Annotated in this window: 15 protein-coding genes; 8 read left to right on the top strand and 7 right to left on the bottom strand. The window is 68.2% G+C overall.

Features of this window, described 5'->3' with window-relative positions:
- The first annotated feature begins 42 nt into the window (after nucleotides 1-42).
- Entirely contained in the window at nucleotides 43-1,596 is a 1,554-nt protein-coding gene (locus tag CU044_RS23870) for an ABC transporter substrate-binding protein (protein WP_129770753.1), read from the top strand.
- A 122-nt stretch (nucleotides 1,597-1,718) separates the two neighbouring features.
- Here the strand turns inward: CU044_RS23870 and CU044_RS23865 are convergent, their stop codons facing one another.
- Nucleotides 1,719-2,399, bottom strand: coding sequence for a TetR family transcriptional regulator (locus CU044_RS23865; protein WP_240045820.1), 681 nt, complete (start codon nucleotides 2,397-2,399; stop codon nucleotides 1,719-1,721).
- A 324-nt stretch (nucleotides 2,400-2,723) separates the two neighbouring features.
- Here CU044_RS23865 and CU044_RS23860 point away from each other — a divergent pair, with 324 nt between their 5' ends.
- Nucleotides 2,724-3,698 carry a superoxide dismutase gene (locus CU044_RS23860; RefSeq protein ID WP_129770751.1) on the top strand — a complete coding sequence of 325 codons (975 nt, stop codon included), beginning with the start codon at nucleotides 2,724-2,726 and terminating at the stop codon, nucleotides 3,696-3,698.
- 97 nt (nucleotides 3,699-3,795) lie between these two features.
- On the opposite strand, the gene CU044_RS23855 is transcribed toward CU044_RS23860, so the two are convergent.
- Nucleotides 3,796-3,996, bottom strand: coding sequence for a DUF397 domain-containing protein (locus tag CU044_RS23855; RefSeq protein WP_129770750.1), 201 nt, complete (start codon nucleotides 3,994-3,996; stop codon nucleotides 3,796-3,798).
- Entirely contained in the window at nucleotides 3,996-4,811 is an 816-nt protein-coding gene (locus CU044_RS23850) for a helix-turn-helix transcriptional regulator (protein ID WP_129770749.1), read from the bottom strand. The genes CU044_RS23855 and CU044_RS23850 overlap by 1 nt, the downstream gene beginning before the upstream one ends.
- A gap of 120 nt (nucleotides 4,812-4,931) precedes the next feature.
- Here CU044_RS23850 and CU044_RS38720 point away from each other — a divergent pair, with 120 nt between their 5' ends.
- The 6 genes from CU044_RS38720 (at nucleotide 4,932) to CU044_RS23820 (ending at nucleotide 9,521) form a co-directional block, all read left to right on the top strand.
- Nucleotides 4,932-5,105, top strand: coding sequence for a hypothetical protein (locus CU044_RS38720; protein ID WP_165371960.1), 174 nt, complete (start codon nucleotides 4,932-4,934; stop codon nucleotides 5,103-5,105).
- A 221-nt stretch (nucleotides 5,106-5,326) separates the two neighbouring features.
- On the top strand, nucleotides 5,327-5,509 hold the full coding sequence (locus CU044_RS23845; RefSeq protein ID WP_129770748.1) for a hypothetical protein: 183 nt from the start codon (nucleotides 5,327-5,329) through the stop codon (nucleotides 5,507-5,509).
- 334 nt (nucleotides 5,510-5,843) lie between these two features.
- Nucleotides 5,844-6,752: an alpha/beta hydrolase gene (locus tag CU044_RS23835; RefSeq protein WP_129770928.1), complete on the top strand. Its 909-nt coding sequence runs from the start codon at nucleotides 5,844-5,846 to the stop codon at nucleotides 6,750-6,752.
- Between the two features lie 29 nt (nucleotides 6,753-6,781).
- Nucleotides 6,782-7,732: a virginiamycin B lyase gene (locus CU044_RS23830; protein ID WP_275670216.1), complete on the top strand. Its 951-nt coding sequence runs from the start codon at nucleotides 6,782-6,784 to the stop codon at nucleotides 7,730-7,732.
- A 161-nt stretch (nucleotides 7,733-7,893) separates the two neighbouring features.
- A complete protein-coding gene (locus CU044_RS23825) occupies nucleotides 7,894-8,316 on the top strand; it encodes a VOC family protein (protein ID WP_129770747.1) in 423 nt (140 codons plus the stop codon).
- Nucleotides 8,317-8,447: 131 nt separating this feature from the next.
- A complete protein-coding gene (locus CU044_RS23820; RefSeq protein ID WP_240045794.1) occupies nucleotides 8,448-9,521 on the top strand; it encodes a nucleotide disphospho-sugar-binding domain-containing protein in 1,074 nt (357 codons plus the stop codon).
- Nucleotides 9,522-9,595: 74 nt separating this feature from the next.
- Here the strand turns inward: CU044_RS23820 and CU044_RS23815 are convergent, their stop codons facing one another.
- From CU044_RS23815 to CU044_RS23800, 4 genes are all read right to left on the bottom strand, one after another.
- Complete coding sequence (locus CU044_RS23815) at nucleotides 9,596-10,171, bottom strand: hypothetical protein (RefSeq protein WP_129770745.1); 576 nt, start codon at nucleotides 10,169-10,171, stop codon at nucleotides 9,596-9,598.
- Between the two features lie 111 nt (nucleotides 10,172-10,282).
- Nucleotides 10,283-11,071, bottom strand: coding sequence for a succinate dehydrogenase iron-sulfur subunit (locus tag CU044_RS23810; RefSeq protein WP_129770744.1), 789 nt, complete (start codon nucleotides 11,069-11,071; stop codon nucleotides 10,283-10,285).
- Entirely contained in the window at nucleotides 11,071-12,825 is a 1,755-nt protein-coding gene (gene sdhA, locus CU044_RS23805) for a succinate dehydrogenase flavoprotein subunit (protein WP_129770743.1), read from the bottom strand. The genes CU044_RS23810 and sdhA overlap by 1 nt, the downstream gene beginning before the upstream one ends.
- Before the next feature lie 19 nt (nucleotides 12,826-12,844).
- Complete coding sequence (locus CU044_RS23800; protein WP_129770742.1) at nucleotides 12,845-13,336, bottom strand: succinate dehydrogenase hydrophobic membrane anchor subunit; 492 nt, start codon at nucleotides 13,334-13,336, stop codon at nucleotides 12,845-12,847.
- Nucleotides 13,337-13,346 lie beyond the last annotated feature (10 nt).

The raw sequence follows: 13,346 nt of genomic DNA, 5'->3' as shown, positions 1-13,346 counted from the left end.
GCCATCACGGTCAGGGGTGGGCGTGATAGAGGGGCACAGCACATGCGGCCGATCCGTCTGCGGATACTCATCACATCTCTTGTGCTGGTGGTCGCGGGGGTGGGCGGCTGGCAGCTGCTCCCGTCCCGCGACGCCGACCAGAAAGCGATCACCGTCGGTACGACCGACGTGGTCACCTCGCTCGATCCGGCCGGTGCGTACGACGCCGGATCCTGGGCGTTGTTCGGGAACATCTACCAGTCATTGCTGACGTTCAAACCCAGTTCGGTCACGCCGGTTCCGGACGCCGCCCGCACCTGCGGTTTCATCGGCAGCGAACTGCGCACCTACCGCTGCGAGTTGCGGGACGATCTCCACTTCTCCAACGGCAACAGCATCACGGCGGAAGACGTCAAGTACTCCTTCGACCGCGTGCTCGCCATCAAGGCGGATGTCGGCCCGCAGTCGCTCTTCGCCACGCTCAAGTCGGTCGAGGCGGACGGTCTGACCGTCACCTTCCAGCTCGCCTCGCGCGACGCGACGTTCCCGCTGAAGGTCGCCACCGGGGCCGGTTCGATCGTCGACCACACCCGCTACCCGGCGAACGGGCTGCGCACGGGCCCGGAGACCGACGGATCGGGGCCGTACGTCCTCAAGACGTACACCCCCGGCTCCACGGCGCACCTGGAGCCCAATCCGGCGTACCGGGGCGCGATCGGCGAGGTCGGCGGGCCCGTGGACATCAGCTACTTCAAGAAGTCCGCCGACCTGGCCGCCGCCTGGAAGGCCCGTACGGTCGATGTCACCCACCGCCAGCTGCCGCCGTCGCTGATCGCCGGGCTGGACGCGAGCAAGGACGACGTCCGGATGAACGAGGCCGACAGCGCCGAGATCCGGAATCTCGTCTTCAATGTGCGCAAGGGGTCGGCGATGGCCGACACGGCGGTACGCCAGGCGGTCGCCGCGATCGTCGACCGGTCCAAGATCGCCTTCAATGTCTACGCCTCGACGGTCGATCCGCTCTACTCGCCCATCCCGCAGGGGATCACCTCGCACACCACACCGTTCTTCGACACCTATCCGGAGCCGGATCCGGAGCGGGCCGGGGAACTGCTGGCGGACGCGGGCGTGGAGACCCCGGTGACGTTCACGCTCGCGCACGCGGAGGGCGGTTCGGCCGCGCCGGAGGCGGCGGAGCTGCGCAAACAGCTGGAGGCCACCGGGCTGTTCAAGGTGAAGATCGTCGAGCGGGAGTGGACGGCCTTCCAGAAGGAATACAGCAGCGGTCAGTTCGACGCGTACACCGTCGGCTGGCTCCCGGACTTCCCGGACCCGGACAACTTCATCCAGCCCCTGGTCGGCCGGGACTCCACGCTGCACACGGGGTACGCGAGCGACCGTGTCGACCGGCTGATCGAGTCCACCCAGCAGTACGGCGAACGTGCCCGTGCCTCGCAGGACTTCAGGTCCATCCAGAAGGTGGTGGCCGAGGACGTGCCGCTGCTGCCGCTGTGGCAGAAGAAGGACTACGTACTGAGCAGTGACGACGTCACGGGAGCGCAGTACCTGTCGGACGGGACCGGGATCTGGCGGCTGTGGCAGCTGGGACGGCTCTGAGGGCGGTGCCTGTGGGTGGTGCCTGTGGACGGTGCTTGTGGGCTGACGGCGGGCTGTTCGGGCAGGTTCGGGCCGGGCCGGGCCGGCGGGGGTGTCCGGTCGGCGGGCCGGGCCGGGCCGGGTCAGCTCTCGTCGTCCGGCCTCCGGGAGGCGGCGCGGGTCGCGGCCACCTCCGCCATCCCCGGCAGGAAGTCCGCGAACAGCTCGTGCACTTCCCGTACGAGCGGTCGCAGCACCCGGAACCGCGAGAGGGCGATGCCCCTGCCGGTCAGCCGGGAGCCGCGCTCCGCGAGCCGGCGCGACCGCTCGCTGCCGTCGGAGCGGTCGAACACCCAGTACAGGACCAGCCCCATCTGGGCGAGCCACATCAACTCCGGCAGCAGGTCGGCCAGTTCATCCGGAACCTTCGCCTTGGAACCGGCCAGCACCTCGCGGTGGACGGCGACGGCCGCGTCCCGCGCGTGTTCCGACTCGGGGGAGAAGGGACTCAGCGGGCTCTCGGGGTCGGCGGCGTTCTTGAAGAACTGGGCGGCGAACTCGTGGTACGGCGCGGCGACATCGATCCAGACCGTCAGCACGCCGGCCATGCGCGCCTCCAGATCGGTCTCCCGGTCGAGCACGGCCCGCGCCGCCAGCCGGTGTTCGGCGCCGATCCGGTCGTAGAAACCCTGGACCAGATGTTCCTTGGACGAGAAGTAGTAGTACGCGTTCCCGACGGAGACCCCGGCCTCCGCGGCGATGGCCCGCATGGTCGTCTTGTCGAAACCGCGCTCCTGGAAGAGCCGGAGCGCGGTTTCGAGGATGAGCGTGCGGGTCTGCTCGCTCTTGGGGACCGGGGCCTTGGAGAGCTTGGGCTCCGTGGGCCCCGTAGGCCCCGTAGGCTCCGTGGGCGCCTTGGAGCGCCGTCGTCCCCGTGCGTCCTTCTGGTCCTTCTCGTCCTGGTCCTTCGCGTCCTTCACACCGACCGAGCCTAATGCGAAGAAGCGGGTGCTTCGCACGTGAAGGGGCGACGGCGGACGGGCGTAACCGGCCTTGTCGGCGGGCCTGTTCCGGCCAAAGCCCCCGTGTGGCCGGAGCGTGTGATGGGGTGCGAGGGACGCATCCCATTCCTCGGAAGGACGCTCGTCATGCGACATTCCTTCGCACGCCGGAGTTTGTTCGGAGCCGCTGCCGCCATCGGCGGCGCGGCGCTCCTGGCCCCGCTCGGCGGTACGGCAGCCGCCATGGAAACCACCGGAAGGCGCCGGCCCACCGGCTTCCCCCTGCCCGCAGGCTTCCGGCCCGAGGGGATCGCCATCGGCTCGGAGCCGTACGCCTACATCGGATCGATCGCGCGTGGTGACGTGTACCGCGCGAGTCTCGCGACGGGCAGCGGCCGGGTCGTCGTCCAGGGGCTGGGCCCCGACCATCCCGTCATCGGGCTCAAGACCGACGGCCGGGGCCGGCTGTTCCTGTGCGGCGGGGTGAGCGGCGAGATCCGGATCGCCGATCTCCGTACGGGCGGGATCACCCGGACCTTCACCGTGGGCACGGACGCCACGATGGTCAACGACGTGATCCTGACCCCCGACGCCGCCTGGTTCACCGACTCGTTCGAGCCGCAGCTCTACAAACTCCCGCTCGGCCGGCGCGGAGAGCCGGGGGACCGGATCGAGACCGTCCCGCTGTCCGGCGACTGGGTCCAGGGGACGGCCATCACCGCCAACGGCATCACCACGACCCCGGACGGCCGTGCGCTGCTGGTGGTCAACAGCTTCGCCAACGGCGGCGGTCTGATGCGGGTCGACCCCCGCACCGGAGTGGCGCGCGCCGTGGACCTCGGCCCGACCCGGCTCCCGAACGGCGACGGCCTGCTCCTCCTCGGCCACACGCTCTACGCCGTGCAGCAGCGGCAGAACGCCATCGATGTGCTGAGGATCGACGACGCGGGTACGAAGGGCACGGCGATCACCCGGATCACCGACCCCGAGAACTTCCGGGTCCCGACGACCGCGGCGGTCTACGGGGACCGCATCTATCTGCCCAACGCCCGCTTCGACGTGGTGGAGCCGACGCCGGAGACGGACTACGACGTGGTGTCGGTGGCACGCGTACGGGCTTGAGCGGCGCGGGCCCGAGAGGTACGGGCCTGAGCGGCGCGGGCCTGAGTGGTACGCGACGGCCGTCGGACGGGCTGGGGGAGCCGGTCCGGCGGCCGGGTCACACGGCTGCGGCCTTGGCGAAGGCGACGAAGACGGTCCAGGAGGTGGGGGAGGCGGTGAGGATGGGGCCGGCGGGGTTCTTGGAGTCGCGGACGGGGACGGTGTGGGGGATGCCGACGCCTATTTCCACGCAGTTGCCACCGTTGGTGCTGTAGCTGCTGCGCCGCCACTCGACGGACAGCATGGGCGCACTGGCCATTACGTCAGTCCTTTCAGATGCGTACCGATCAGATCGGCGGACTTCCCGGGCGACAGAGCGTCTGCCCTCAGCAGATCATAAGCGTGTGAGGCGGCAGCAACCTCGTTCGAATCCAAGGCAATTCGGCCTTGTGAGAAGCCATCCGCGTAGAGCACGTCTGGACCTTCGGTGAAGCTCAAGACCGTGAATGGTCCGGCCAGCCCGGCATGAGCCGCAACCGAGCTTGGCACGACCTGGATTACCGAACGTGGATCCTGCCCGTGTTCGAGGAGTCGTTCAAGCTGCTTCCGCATGACGGATGCCCCGCCGATCGGTCGGCGTAACGTGTTCTCGTCCATGACGAACCACATCCTCGGTGGCATATCCCGTTCGAGTAGCGCCTGCCGAGTCATGCGGGCGGCAACCAAGTCGTCAAGGTTGTCCGGCCGTACGGCGCTGAGCATCGCACGGGCGTAGTCCTCGGTCTGCAACAGTCCCGGGATGATCTGACTCTCAAAGACGCGCATGGCCGTGGCATCCCGTTCGAGCTCGACAAACGGCAAGAACCACGACGGGTACGCGTAGGTGATGACGAGCGGATACAGGCGTCCGAAATGGCCGTCCGTGCCGAACGCTGCGTCCAGGTCACAAGCCAAGTCCTCCGATGGCACCCGCTTGGCCGACTCCACCTTGCTGATCATGGATTGCGTCGTGTGCGCCCTTATCGCGGCTTCATCCTGTGATACCTCCGCCGCCGTGCGAATTCGCTTCAATTCGCTTCCGAAGAAGGCCAGGAGTGACGAGGTGGGGTCAGGGCCATCGGTCTCTGCCGTCATCTGCGTACCCCTCCGTTATGACGAACTCGGTGTCATGGGCTGATGCCTGGTGAACGCGCTTGTGCGCGTCGAAGCTTGAACACACAAAGCAAGCGTGCGATAACGGAAGGTACATCTCTCATGACCGAACAAGCCACCGATCCGAGGTCGGGTGACCCGGACGAGTTGGCCGCGACGGTGGAGGCAGGGGGCTTCTGGCGGTTGGTGCCGGGGTGGGTGCCACGGGACTTCACCGAACCGACGCCCGCACTGCTGGAGCATGTGGAAAGCGGACTCAGGCGGTTGGTCGCATGACGGGGAGTGAGGCGCGGCGGCGACTGTCCGTGTTGATCGCCACGTTCGGGACGGATGGCGTCCTCGTCGTACGGAAGCGTTCCCGGTGCGGAAGGTGCGGAAGGTGCGGACCTGACCCCGGCGTCGGCGCTCGCGTGGCCGCCGTGCGAGTGCGGCCATCCCATGTGCCCGGACTACGAGCCGCCGCCGGCGCCGCCGTCCGTCGGCGGGGGTGGTGGGCTATGAGGCGAAGGTGGCGCTGGTGGTCCGGCGTCGTCGCGCGGCTGGTGGAACGACGGAGGCAGCGCCTCGCGTACCGGCGACTCCACCGTGCGCTGCTCAGCGCGTTCCAGGAACCGGATGAGGCCGTCTTGTTCGAGAAGATCTTCGGCCACCCGCCGCCGGAGCAGAAGCGCATGCCGTGAGGTCAGGTGCGAGTGAGGGCCGGGGGCAGTCGGGCTCGCCCGTGGAGTTCCGTGGCGGGTGGGGGCCGCTCCTTGAGGCTTCAGTTTCGCGGCTCCGGGTCGGGCGTCAAGGGCGCTCCTTTCCTGGTTGACGGTGGCGGCTTCCATCTCGTCCGCCCGCGCCGCCGCCGGCTCGGCGAGCACCTCCGGCACGGTGGGGTCGTCGATCGCGGCGACGGGGAAGAGGGGCGGTGTCGCGCCCCGGCGGGCGGGTCCGGTCGGCGCGGGTTCGCCGGTGAACATCCATCGAGAAAAGCAATTGCGCTTGTTGGCTTCTGGTCGTCAGGGTGTGGTGGTGATCGGAACAGCGATCGAACTCCCCGTCGTGGACGGGGTCCTCTCAGGTGTGGACTTCGGGGGTCGCGGCGAGGGGGTGCTGCTTGTCCACGGCAGCGGACACAACGCCGCCGCCTGGGCGGATGTGGCGTCCCGTCTGGTGAGCGAGTGTCATCCGATCGCCATCGACCTGCGTGGCCATGGGCAGACCCCGCTCGACTCCACCGGCCCCGAGCAATACTGGCGGGACATCGGTGGCGTTGTCACCGCGCTGGGCTGGGACCGCCCCGTGCTGGTGGGTCATTCCACCGGCGGGTACGCGGTGACGGCTGCCACTGCCAGTGGCCTCGTGGAACCGGCTGCCCTCTGCATCGTCGACGGCGTGGTGCTCGATGACCGTAACGTGTCACTCGCCGAGCATGCCGCTGCGCGGACCACCGAGGCGGCGGACCGTTTGCGGACGATGTTCCGCTACGGCTGGGAAACGAACGACGACCAGATGCATGCCTATGTCGAGCAGTGCGTGCGGGAGGCCGGAGGGGACTGGCTGAACGCCGGAGCACGGCACGAACTTGTCGAGGTGGTCATGCGGCGCTCCTTCCTGCGCCGCGGCAACCGGTGGGTACGGCGACCGACCATCGAGGAGATCGCGACTGTCACCGCCGTGGAGCCCGACGCGGAAGTCTTCCCGGGCATCGAGGTGTACGACCGCCTCACCTGTCCGATGACGATTGTGCTGGCCGAGGATGGTTTTTACGCCTCGCGGCGCGACGAAGTGCGTGCCGTCGTCGATGCCGTCCCCGGCCGCCGGCTGATCGACATCAGCTCGAACCACAACATCCCCATGACCCGGCCTGCTGGCCTCGCCGCGATCATTCTCGATCTGGTGCGAGACCGAGCCGCGGCACCGGTCAGGAACGTCGATTGATCCCCACCCCACCCCTGCAAGGAGTTGCTGTGGCCGTCAGCGAAATGTCCGTGGCAGACAAGGGCGCTGGGCCTTACGGCATCGCGGCCGGACCTGACGGTGCACTGTGGCTCACCTTCGCGCACAGCGGTCGCGTCGCGCGCCTCACCCTCGACGGCGAACTCAACGAATACCCCCTGGACTCGTCCGAGTGTCGCCCTACGGTCATCACCCCCGGGCCCGACGGAGCACTGTGGTTCACCCGGTCCCAGGACCACCGGATCGGCCGCATCACCGCCGACGGTGAAACGGAGTCCTTCCCCGTGCCGACGCCCGACAGCGGACCCTTCGGAATCACCGCCGGTCCGGACGACGCGATGTGGTTCACGGAGATGAACACCGACCGGATCGGCCGCATCACCAGTACGGGAGACATCACCGAGTTCGTCCTTCCCTGTACGGGCGCCTATCCCTCGGCGATCACCGCAGGCCCTGACGGGGCCCTGTGGTTCACCCTCAACCAGGCGAACGCCATCGGCCGCATCACTGTCCACGGAGGCATCGTCGTCCACCCGCTCCCCACCCCGGGCGCTGCACCCGTGGGCATCACCAGCGACGGCGCCGCCCTCTGGTTCGTCGAGATCGCGGCGGGCCAGATCGGCAGGATCTCGGTGGACGGCGCGATCGAGGAGTTCCCGCTCCCCGACCGCACGGCCAGACCCCACGCCATCGTCGCGGCCTCCACCGGGGACTGCTGGTTCACCGAATGGGGAGCCAACAGCATTGGCCACATCACCGGTAGCGGCAAGATCGCCGAGTACGGCCTGCCGTCACCGTCGTCCGAGCCGCACGGCATTGCCCTGGGCCCCGACGGCGCTCTGTGGGCGGCCCTTGAAACGGGAAAGGTCGCGCGGCTCGAACGCTTGCCTCAGGAGCCTCAGGAGCCTCAGGAGCCCCAGGACGGAGAACCGCCCGCTCCGGAGCACCGCGTACACGTGTGATGCGTGACATCTGTTCCCCGGCAGTAGAGGACACACCCTGTCCTCTCCTATCGGCATCGTGGCCTACGAGCCGTTCGGGAGGCTCGCCCCTGGTCGCGGCAGGCGCCGCTGGATCGTGGGCGGCCGGCGGCGTATTCGTCACATGGAGCAAGGAGCAGGTCATGTCTGTCAGGACCACCACTCACCTGAACTTCCGGGGCACCGCACGGGAGGCGCTGGACTTCTACCAGTCCGTCTTCGGCGGACGTACCGTCGCGGTCACCTACAAGGACGCGGGCGCCGTACAGGACGAGAGCGAGGCGGACCAGGTGATGTGGGGCGAGGTGGCCGGCGACAACGGCTTCCACGTCATGGCCTACGACGTGCCCTCGCGGCTGCCCTGGAACCAGGGCGAGAACCCGTTCTTCGTCTCCGTGCGTGGAGACGAAGCCGAGGAGATCAGCGCCCTGTGGGGCAAGCTCGCCGAGGGCTCGACCATCGTGAGTCCACTGGGGCCTGCGCAGTGGGCGCCGCTGTACGGCATGCTCACCGACCGTTTCGGCGTCACCTGGGTCCTGGACGTCGCCGCTCAGTACAACGGCTGAACCAACATGCCTACGCCATCCGGGCCGCCGCGTAGTCACCAGAATCAGTTCGGAAAACTCCGAGGATGTCCATGAAACTGTTGTTCAGCGCAACCCCTGCCTTTGGCCACATATTGCCCCTGGTTCCGCTCATGCGGGCGGCGGTCGACGCCGGCCATTCCGTGGGGCTGCTGTCGAGTGGGGAATTCCGGGCCGCGGTCGCCGAGGAACTGCCTCCGGAGGTGGAGTTCCTCCCCGCGGGCGTGATGCCGGAGGTGTTCTCCGCGGAGGCGGGCCGCCGCACCGGTGCCGATGTGTTCCATCCCACGCCCTCGACCATCGGTGAGATCTTCGGCGGCTCCCGTGTCGACCTCGCCGTCGAGGAGAGCGTCGGGCAGGCCACCGACTGGACTCCGGACCTGGTCGTCGCCGAGCCGTTCGACGCGGTCGGTCCGCTCGTGGCCGCCCGGCTCGGCGTCGGATGGCACAGAGCCGGCATCGGCCCGTCGTTGCCCGCTGTGATCACCGATGAGATCGAGCGCGTGGCCGAGGCGAGGTACGAGCGGCTGCACCTTCGCCCGGTCGCCGCATCGAGCTACATCGACCCGTGTCCGCGGCAACTACAGGAACCGGACTGGTCCCCCGGCATCCCGGTGCGGGCTGTCCGGCCCCAGGCCCACCGTCGGCCGAAGGAGGTCGCGCTCGACCTGGCCGACTTCGCCGAGCGCGACAAGCCGACGGTGCTCGTCACCCTGGGCACGATCTTCTCCGACCCGGACACCCTTTCCGCGGCGGTGGCGGCGGTCGCGGAGACCGGGGTCAACGTGATCGCCACGCTGGGCTCGTCCCTGAGGCATTCCACCGCGAGCCGGACGGCCCGAGCCGACTTGGCGAATGTGCGGTACGTGCCTTTCGTTCCGCTGGACCAGTTGCTCGAAAAGGCCGATCTGGTGGTGGGCGCCGGAGGCGTCGGCACAGTTGTCGGCACTCTCGCGCACGGTCTCCCGATGGTGCTCTGGCCCCAGGGCGCCGACCAGCCCATCAACGCCGCCCGCGCCGCCGCATCAGGGGCCTCGATCACGGTCGACTCGGCAGCGGGGATCGCTCCGGCCGTGGCGGCAGTGCTCGGGGAGGGCACGTACCGCCACCGCGCCCGGGAAATCGCGGCCGGGATCGCCGAGCTTCCCCAAGCGGCCACAGTGATCGCGGAGATCACGCATCCGTAGCCGGTAGCCGTCACCTGTGGTCAGCAGCAATCACATGGATCAATTCAGTTGAGGGCGGGCCGCGGTCGGCGTCGTCACATCGCGCTGAGCGACCGCGCGTAGCTGATCTGGCCCATGACCATCTGGAACGTGCCCGCGTGGTTCGCCGGGATCATCGTCGCGTGGTGCTTGCCACCGCTGGTGACCGTGACCTGGATGAAGCCCGTCGTCGTCTTCTCCTTCATCAGGAGGAAGAGCAGCCCGAGCAGGCAGAAGACGAAGAAGACGACGGCCAGGATGATGGCGTGCGTCGGGATCTTCTCCTCCGTACGGGACATGTCCGTCGCGTTCCAGACCGCGCCCCTCAGCGGCAGCGTGCCCGACGGGGTGATGATCGAGTCGCCCACGACCGTGATGTCACCGATCGACACCAGCGGCGCTCCGGGACCGCCGGTCGGTACCGGGTACGGGGCGCCGGACTGCGGATAGCCGTAGCCCGGGGCGGGGGTGGCGCCGGGGTAGCCGTACCCGGCGGTGGGGCCCGGTGCTCCGTCGGCGAGCGTCGGGTTGGGGAAGTCGTACTCCGGGACCCCCGGCGCACCGGTCGGCGGAGTACCCGGTGTCGGCCCCCATGTGTACTCCCCGTCCGCGTACGGATTGGGCTCAGTCATCTCTTCATCTCCCCGTTCCCCTGGGCCTGTCGACAGGATCGATCCTGACACAGGAAGGGCCCGTTTCCGTATGACGTACCTACAGAAACGAGCCCTTCGGGAACCCAGCGCTCAGAAGCGGCGCGTGATCAGCGCCCGCTTGACTTCCTGGATCGCCTTCGTGACCTCGATACCGCGCGGACAGGCGTCCGTGCAGTTGAACGTCGTGCGGCAACGCCACACGCCGTCCTTGTCGTTGAGGATCTCCAGCCGCTGCTCCCCGGCCTCGTCACGCGAGTCGAAGATGAAGCGGTGCGCGTTCACGATCGCGGCGGGGCCGAAGTACTGCCCGTCGTTCCAGAAGACCGGGCAGGACGACGTGCACGCCGCGCACAGGATGCACTTGGTGGTGTCGTCGAAGCGCTCGCGGTCCTCGGCGGACTGGAGCCGCTCACGCGTCGGCTCGTTGCCGCTGGTGACGAGGAAGGGCATCACATCGCGGTACGCCTGGAAGAACGGGTCCATGTCCACGATCAGGTCCTTGAGGACCGTGAGCCCTTTTATGGCCTCGATCGTGACCGGCTTGCTGACGGCCCCGGTCTTGTCCGTGGAGATGATGTCCTTGATCAGCGTCTTGCACGCCAGCCGGTTGCGGCCGTTGATGCGCATCGCGTCGGAGCCGCAGATGCCGTGCGCGCAGGAGCGCCGGAAGGTGAGCGTGCCGTCGACGTCCCACTTGATCTTGTGGAGGGCGTCGAGCACGCGCTCCTTCGGATCGATGTCGATCCGGAAGTCCTCCCACACGGCGTCGGCGGAGACCTCCGGGTTGAAGCGGCGGATCCGGAACGTGACCGCGATGAGGTGCGAGGAGGTGGAGTCCGCCTCCAGCGCCTCCAGCTTGTCCATGGTCGGGGTAGCCATCAGTACTTACGCTCCATCGGCTGGTAGCGGGTCTGGACGACCGGCTTGTAGTCGAGCCTGATCGACTCGGTGCCGTCGTCGCCCACCTCGCGGTACGCCATGGTGTGGCGCATGAAGTTGACGTCGTCGCGGTTCGGGTAGTCCTCGCGGTAGTGACCGCCGCGCGATTCCTTGCGCGCCAGGGCCGAGGTCGCCATCACCTCGGCGAGGTCGAGCAGGTTGCCCAGCTCGATGGCTTCCAGAAGGTCCGTGTTGAACCGCTTGCCCTTGTCCTGGACGGACACGTTCAGGTAGCGCTCGCGCAGCTCGGCGATCTTCGCGACCGCCGTCTTGATCGTCTGCTCGGTGCGGAACACCATCACATTGGCGTCCATGCACTCCTGGAGCTCCAGGCGCAGCGTGGCGACCCGCTCCTTGCCCGTGGAGTTCCGCAGCCGCTCGACCTGGGCCTCGACCAGCGACGCCGGGTCCTCGGGAAGCTCGACGTAGTCGTTCTTCGCCGCGTACTCGGCGGCGGCGATGCCCGAACGGCGTCCGAAGACGTTGATGTCGAGCAGCGAGTTGGTGCCCAGCCGGTTGGCGCCGTGCACCGAGACGCACGCGACCTCGCCGGCCGCGTACAGCCCCGGAACGACCGTCGTGTTGTCCGCGAGGACCTCGCCCTGGACGTTGGTGGGGATGCCGCCCATGGCGTAGTGCGCGGTCGGCTGGATCGGGATCGGGTCCGTGTACGGCTCGATGCCCAGGTACGTACGGGCGAACTCGGTGATGTCGGGCAGCTTGGCGTCCAGCTGCTCCGGCGGGAGGTGCGTGAGGTCCAGATAGACGTGGTCGCCCTCGGGACCGCAGCCGCGGCCCTCGCGGATCTCCGTGTAGATGGAGCGCGAGACGACGTCGCGCGAGGCGAGGTCCTTCATGACGGGCGCGTACTTCTCCATGAAGCGCTCGCCGTCCTTGTTGCGCAGGATGCCGCCCTCACCGCGGGCGCCCTCCGTGAGCAGGATGCCCATGCGCCAGATGCCCGTCGGGTGGAACTGGAAGAACTCCATGTCCTCCAGCGGCAGTCCGCGCCGGTAGCAGGCGGCCTGGCCGTCACCGGTCAGGGTGTGCGCGTTGGAGGTCACCTTGAAGAACTTGCCGGTGCCGCCGGACGCGTAGATGACCGACTTCGCCTGGAAGACATGGATCTCGCCGGTGGCCAGCTCGTACGCCACGACTCCGGCGGACACCTTGACGCCGTCGACCTCGGTCAGCAGCTGGTCCAGGACGTAGAACTCGTTGAAGAACTCCACGCCCTCCTTGACGCAGTTCTGGTACAGCGTCTGGAGGATCATGTGGCCCGTGCGGTCCGCGGCGTAGCAGGACCGGCGGACCGGCGCCTCGCCGTGGTTACGGGAGTGGCCGCCGAAGCGGCGCTGGTCGATCGTGCCGTCCGGGGTGCGGTTGAACGGCAGGCCCATCTTCTCCAGGTCGAGGACCGCGTCGATGGCCTCCTTCGCCAGGATCTCGGCGGCGTCCTGGTCGACCAGGTAGTCGCCGCCCTTGATCGTGTCGAAGGTGTGCCACTCCCAGTTGTCCTCCTCCACATTGGCGAGCGCGGCGGCCATGCCGCCCTGCGCGGCGCCCGTGTGGGACCGGGTCGGGTACAGCTTCGTCAGCACGGCGGTACGGCTGCGCTTGGTCGACTCGATGGCCGCGCGCATACCGGCGCCACCGGCGCCGACGATGACGGTGTCGTACTTATGGATCTTCATTGTCTCGTCAGCCCCGGCTTTAGCGGATGTTCGGGTCGAAGGTGAAGATCACCAGCGAGCCCAGAAGGATGGTGAACACCGTGGCGGTGTACAGCAGGCCCTTGAGCCACAGGCGCGTGTTCGCGCGCTCCGCGTAGTCGTTGATGATCGTACGGAGGCCATTCGCCCCGTGAAGCATCGCCAGCCACAGCATCAGCAGGTCCCAGACCTGCCAGAACGGGGAGGCCCAGCGGCCGGCCACGAAGGCGAAGCCGATCTTGGACACGCCGCCGTCCAGCACCAGCTGGATCAACAGGTGGCCGAGGACCAGCACCACCAGCACGACGCCGGACAGCCGCATGAAGAGCCACGCGGCCATCTCGAAGTTGCCGCGGGTCGCCTTCGGGGTCTTGTTGGTCCGCTGACGCGGCGCCTCGATGACGGGCGCCGGGTGGTCGACGTCGTACAGGCTCTCGCTCTCGACGACGCCGATCGCGGAAGAGGTCTCGGTGACTGCGTTGTTGGAAGACATCGGCGGACTC

The sequence above is a fragment of the Streptomyces sp. L-9-10 genome (assembly GCF_004151105.1).
GTDB lineage: Bacteria > Actinomycetota > Actinomycetes > Streptomycetales > Streptomycetaceae > Streptomyces.
This window is presented reverse-complemented; position numbering and strand designations above follow the sequence as displayed.

Bases quoted from the DNA above. Each gene is read 5' to 3' on its own strand.
- CU044_RS23870 (WP_129770753.1), top strand. From the start codon at position 43: ATGCGGCCGATCCGTCTGCGGATACTCATCACATCTCTTGTGCTGGTG.
- CU044_RS23860 (WP_129770751.1), top strand. From the start codon at position 2,724: ATGCGACATTCCTTCGCACGCCGGAGTTTGTTCGGAGCCGCTGCCGCC.
- CU044_RS23855 (WP_129770750.1), bottom strand. From the start codon at position 3,996: ATGGCCAGTGCGCCCATGCTGTCCGTCGAGTGGCGGCGCAGCAGCTAC.
- CU044_RS23850 (WP_129770749.1), bottom strand. From the start codon at position 4,811: ATGACGGCAGAGACCGATGGCCCTGACCCCACCTCGTCACTCCTGGCC.
- CU044_RS38720 (WP_165371960.1), top strand. From the start codon at position 4,932: ATGACCGAACAAGCCACCGATCCGAGGTCGGGTGACCCGGACGAGTTG.
- CU044_RS23845 (WP_129770748.1), top strand. From the start codon at position 5,327: ATGAGGCGAAGGTGGCGCTGGTGGTCCGGCGTCGTCGCGCGGCTGGTG.
- CU044_RS23825 (WP_129770747.1), top strand. From the start codon at position 7,894: ATGTCTGTCAGGACCACCACTCACCTGAACTTCCGGGGCACCGCACGG.
- CU044_RS23820 (WP_240045794.1), top strand. From the start codon at position 8,448: ATGCGGGCGGCGGTCGACGCCGGCCATTCCGTGGGGCTGCTGTCGAGT.
- CU044_RS23815 (WP_129770745.1), bottom strand. From the start codon at position 10,171: ATGACTGAGCCCAATCCGTACGCGGACGGGGAGTACACATGGGGGCCG.
- CU044_RS23810 (WP_129770744.1), bottom strand. From the start codon at position 11,071: ATGGCTACCCCGACCATGGACAAGCTGGAGGCGCTGGAGGCGGACTCC.
- sdhA (WP_129770743.1), bottom strand. From the start codon at position 12,825: ATGAAGATCCATAAGTACGACACCGTCATCGTCGGCGCCGGTGGCGCC.
- CU044_RS23800 (WP_129770742.1), bottom strand. From the start codon at position 13,336: ATGTCTTCCAACAACGCAGTCACCGAGACCTCTTCCGCGATCGGCGTC.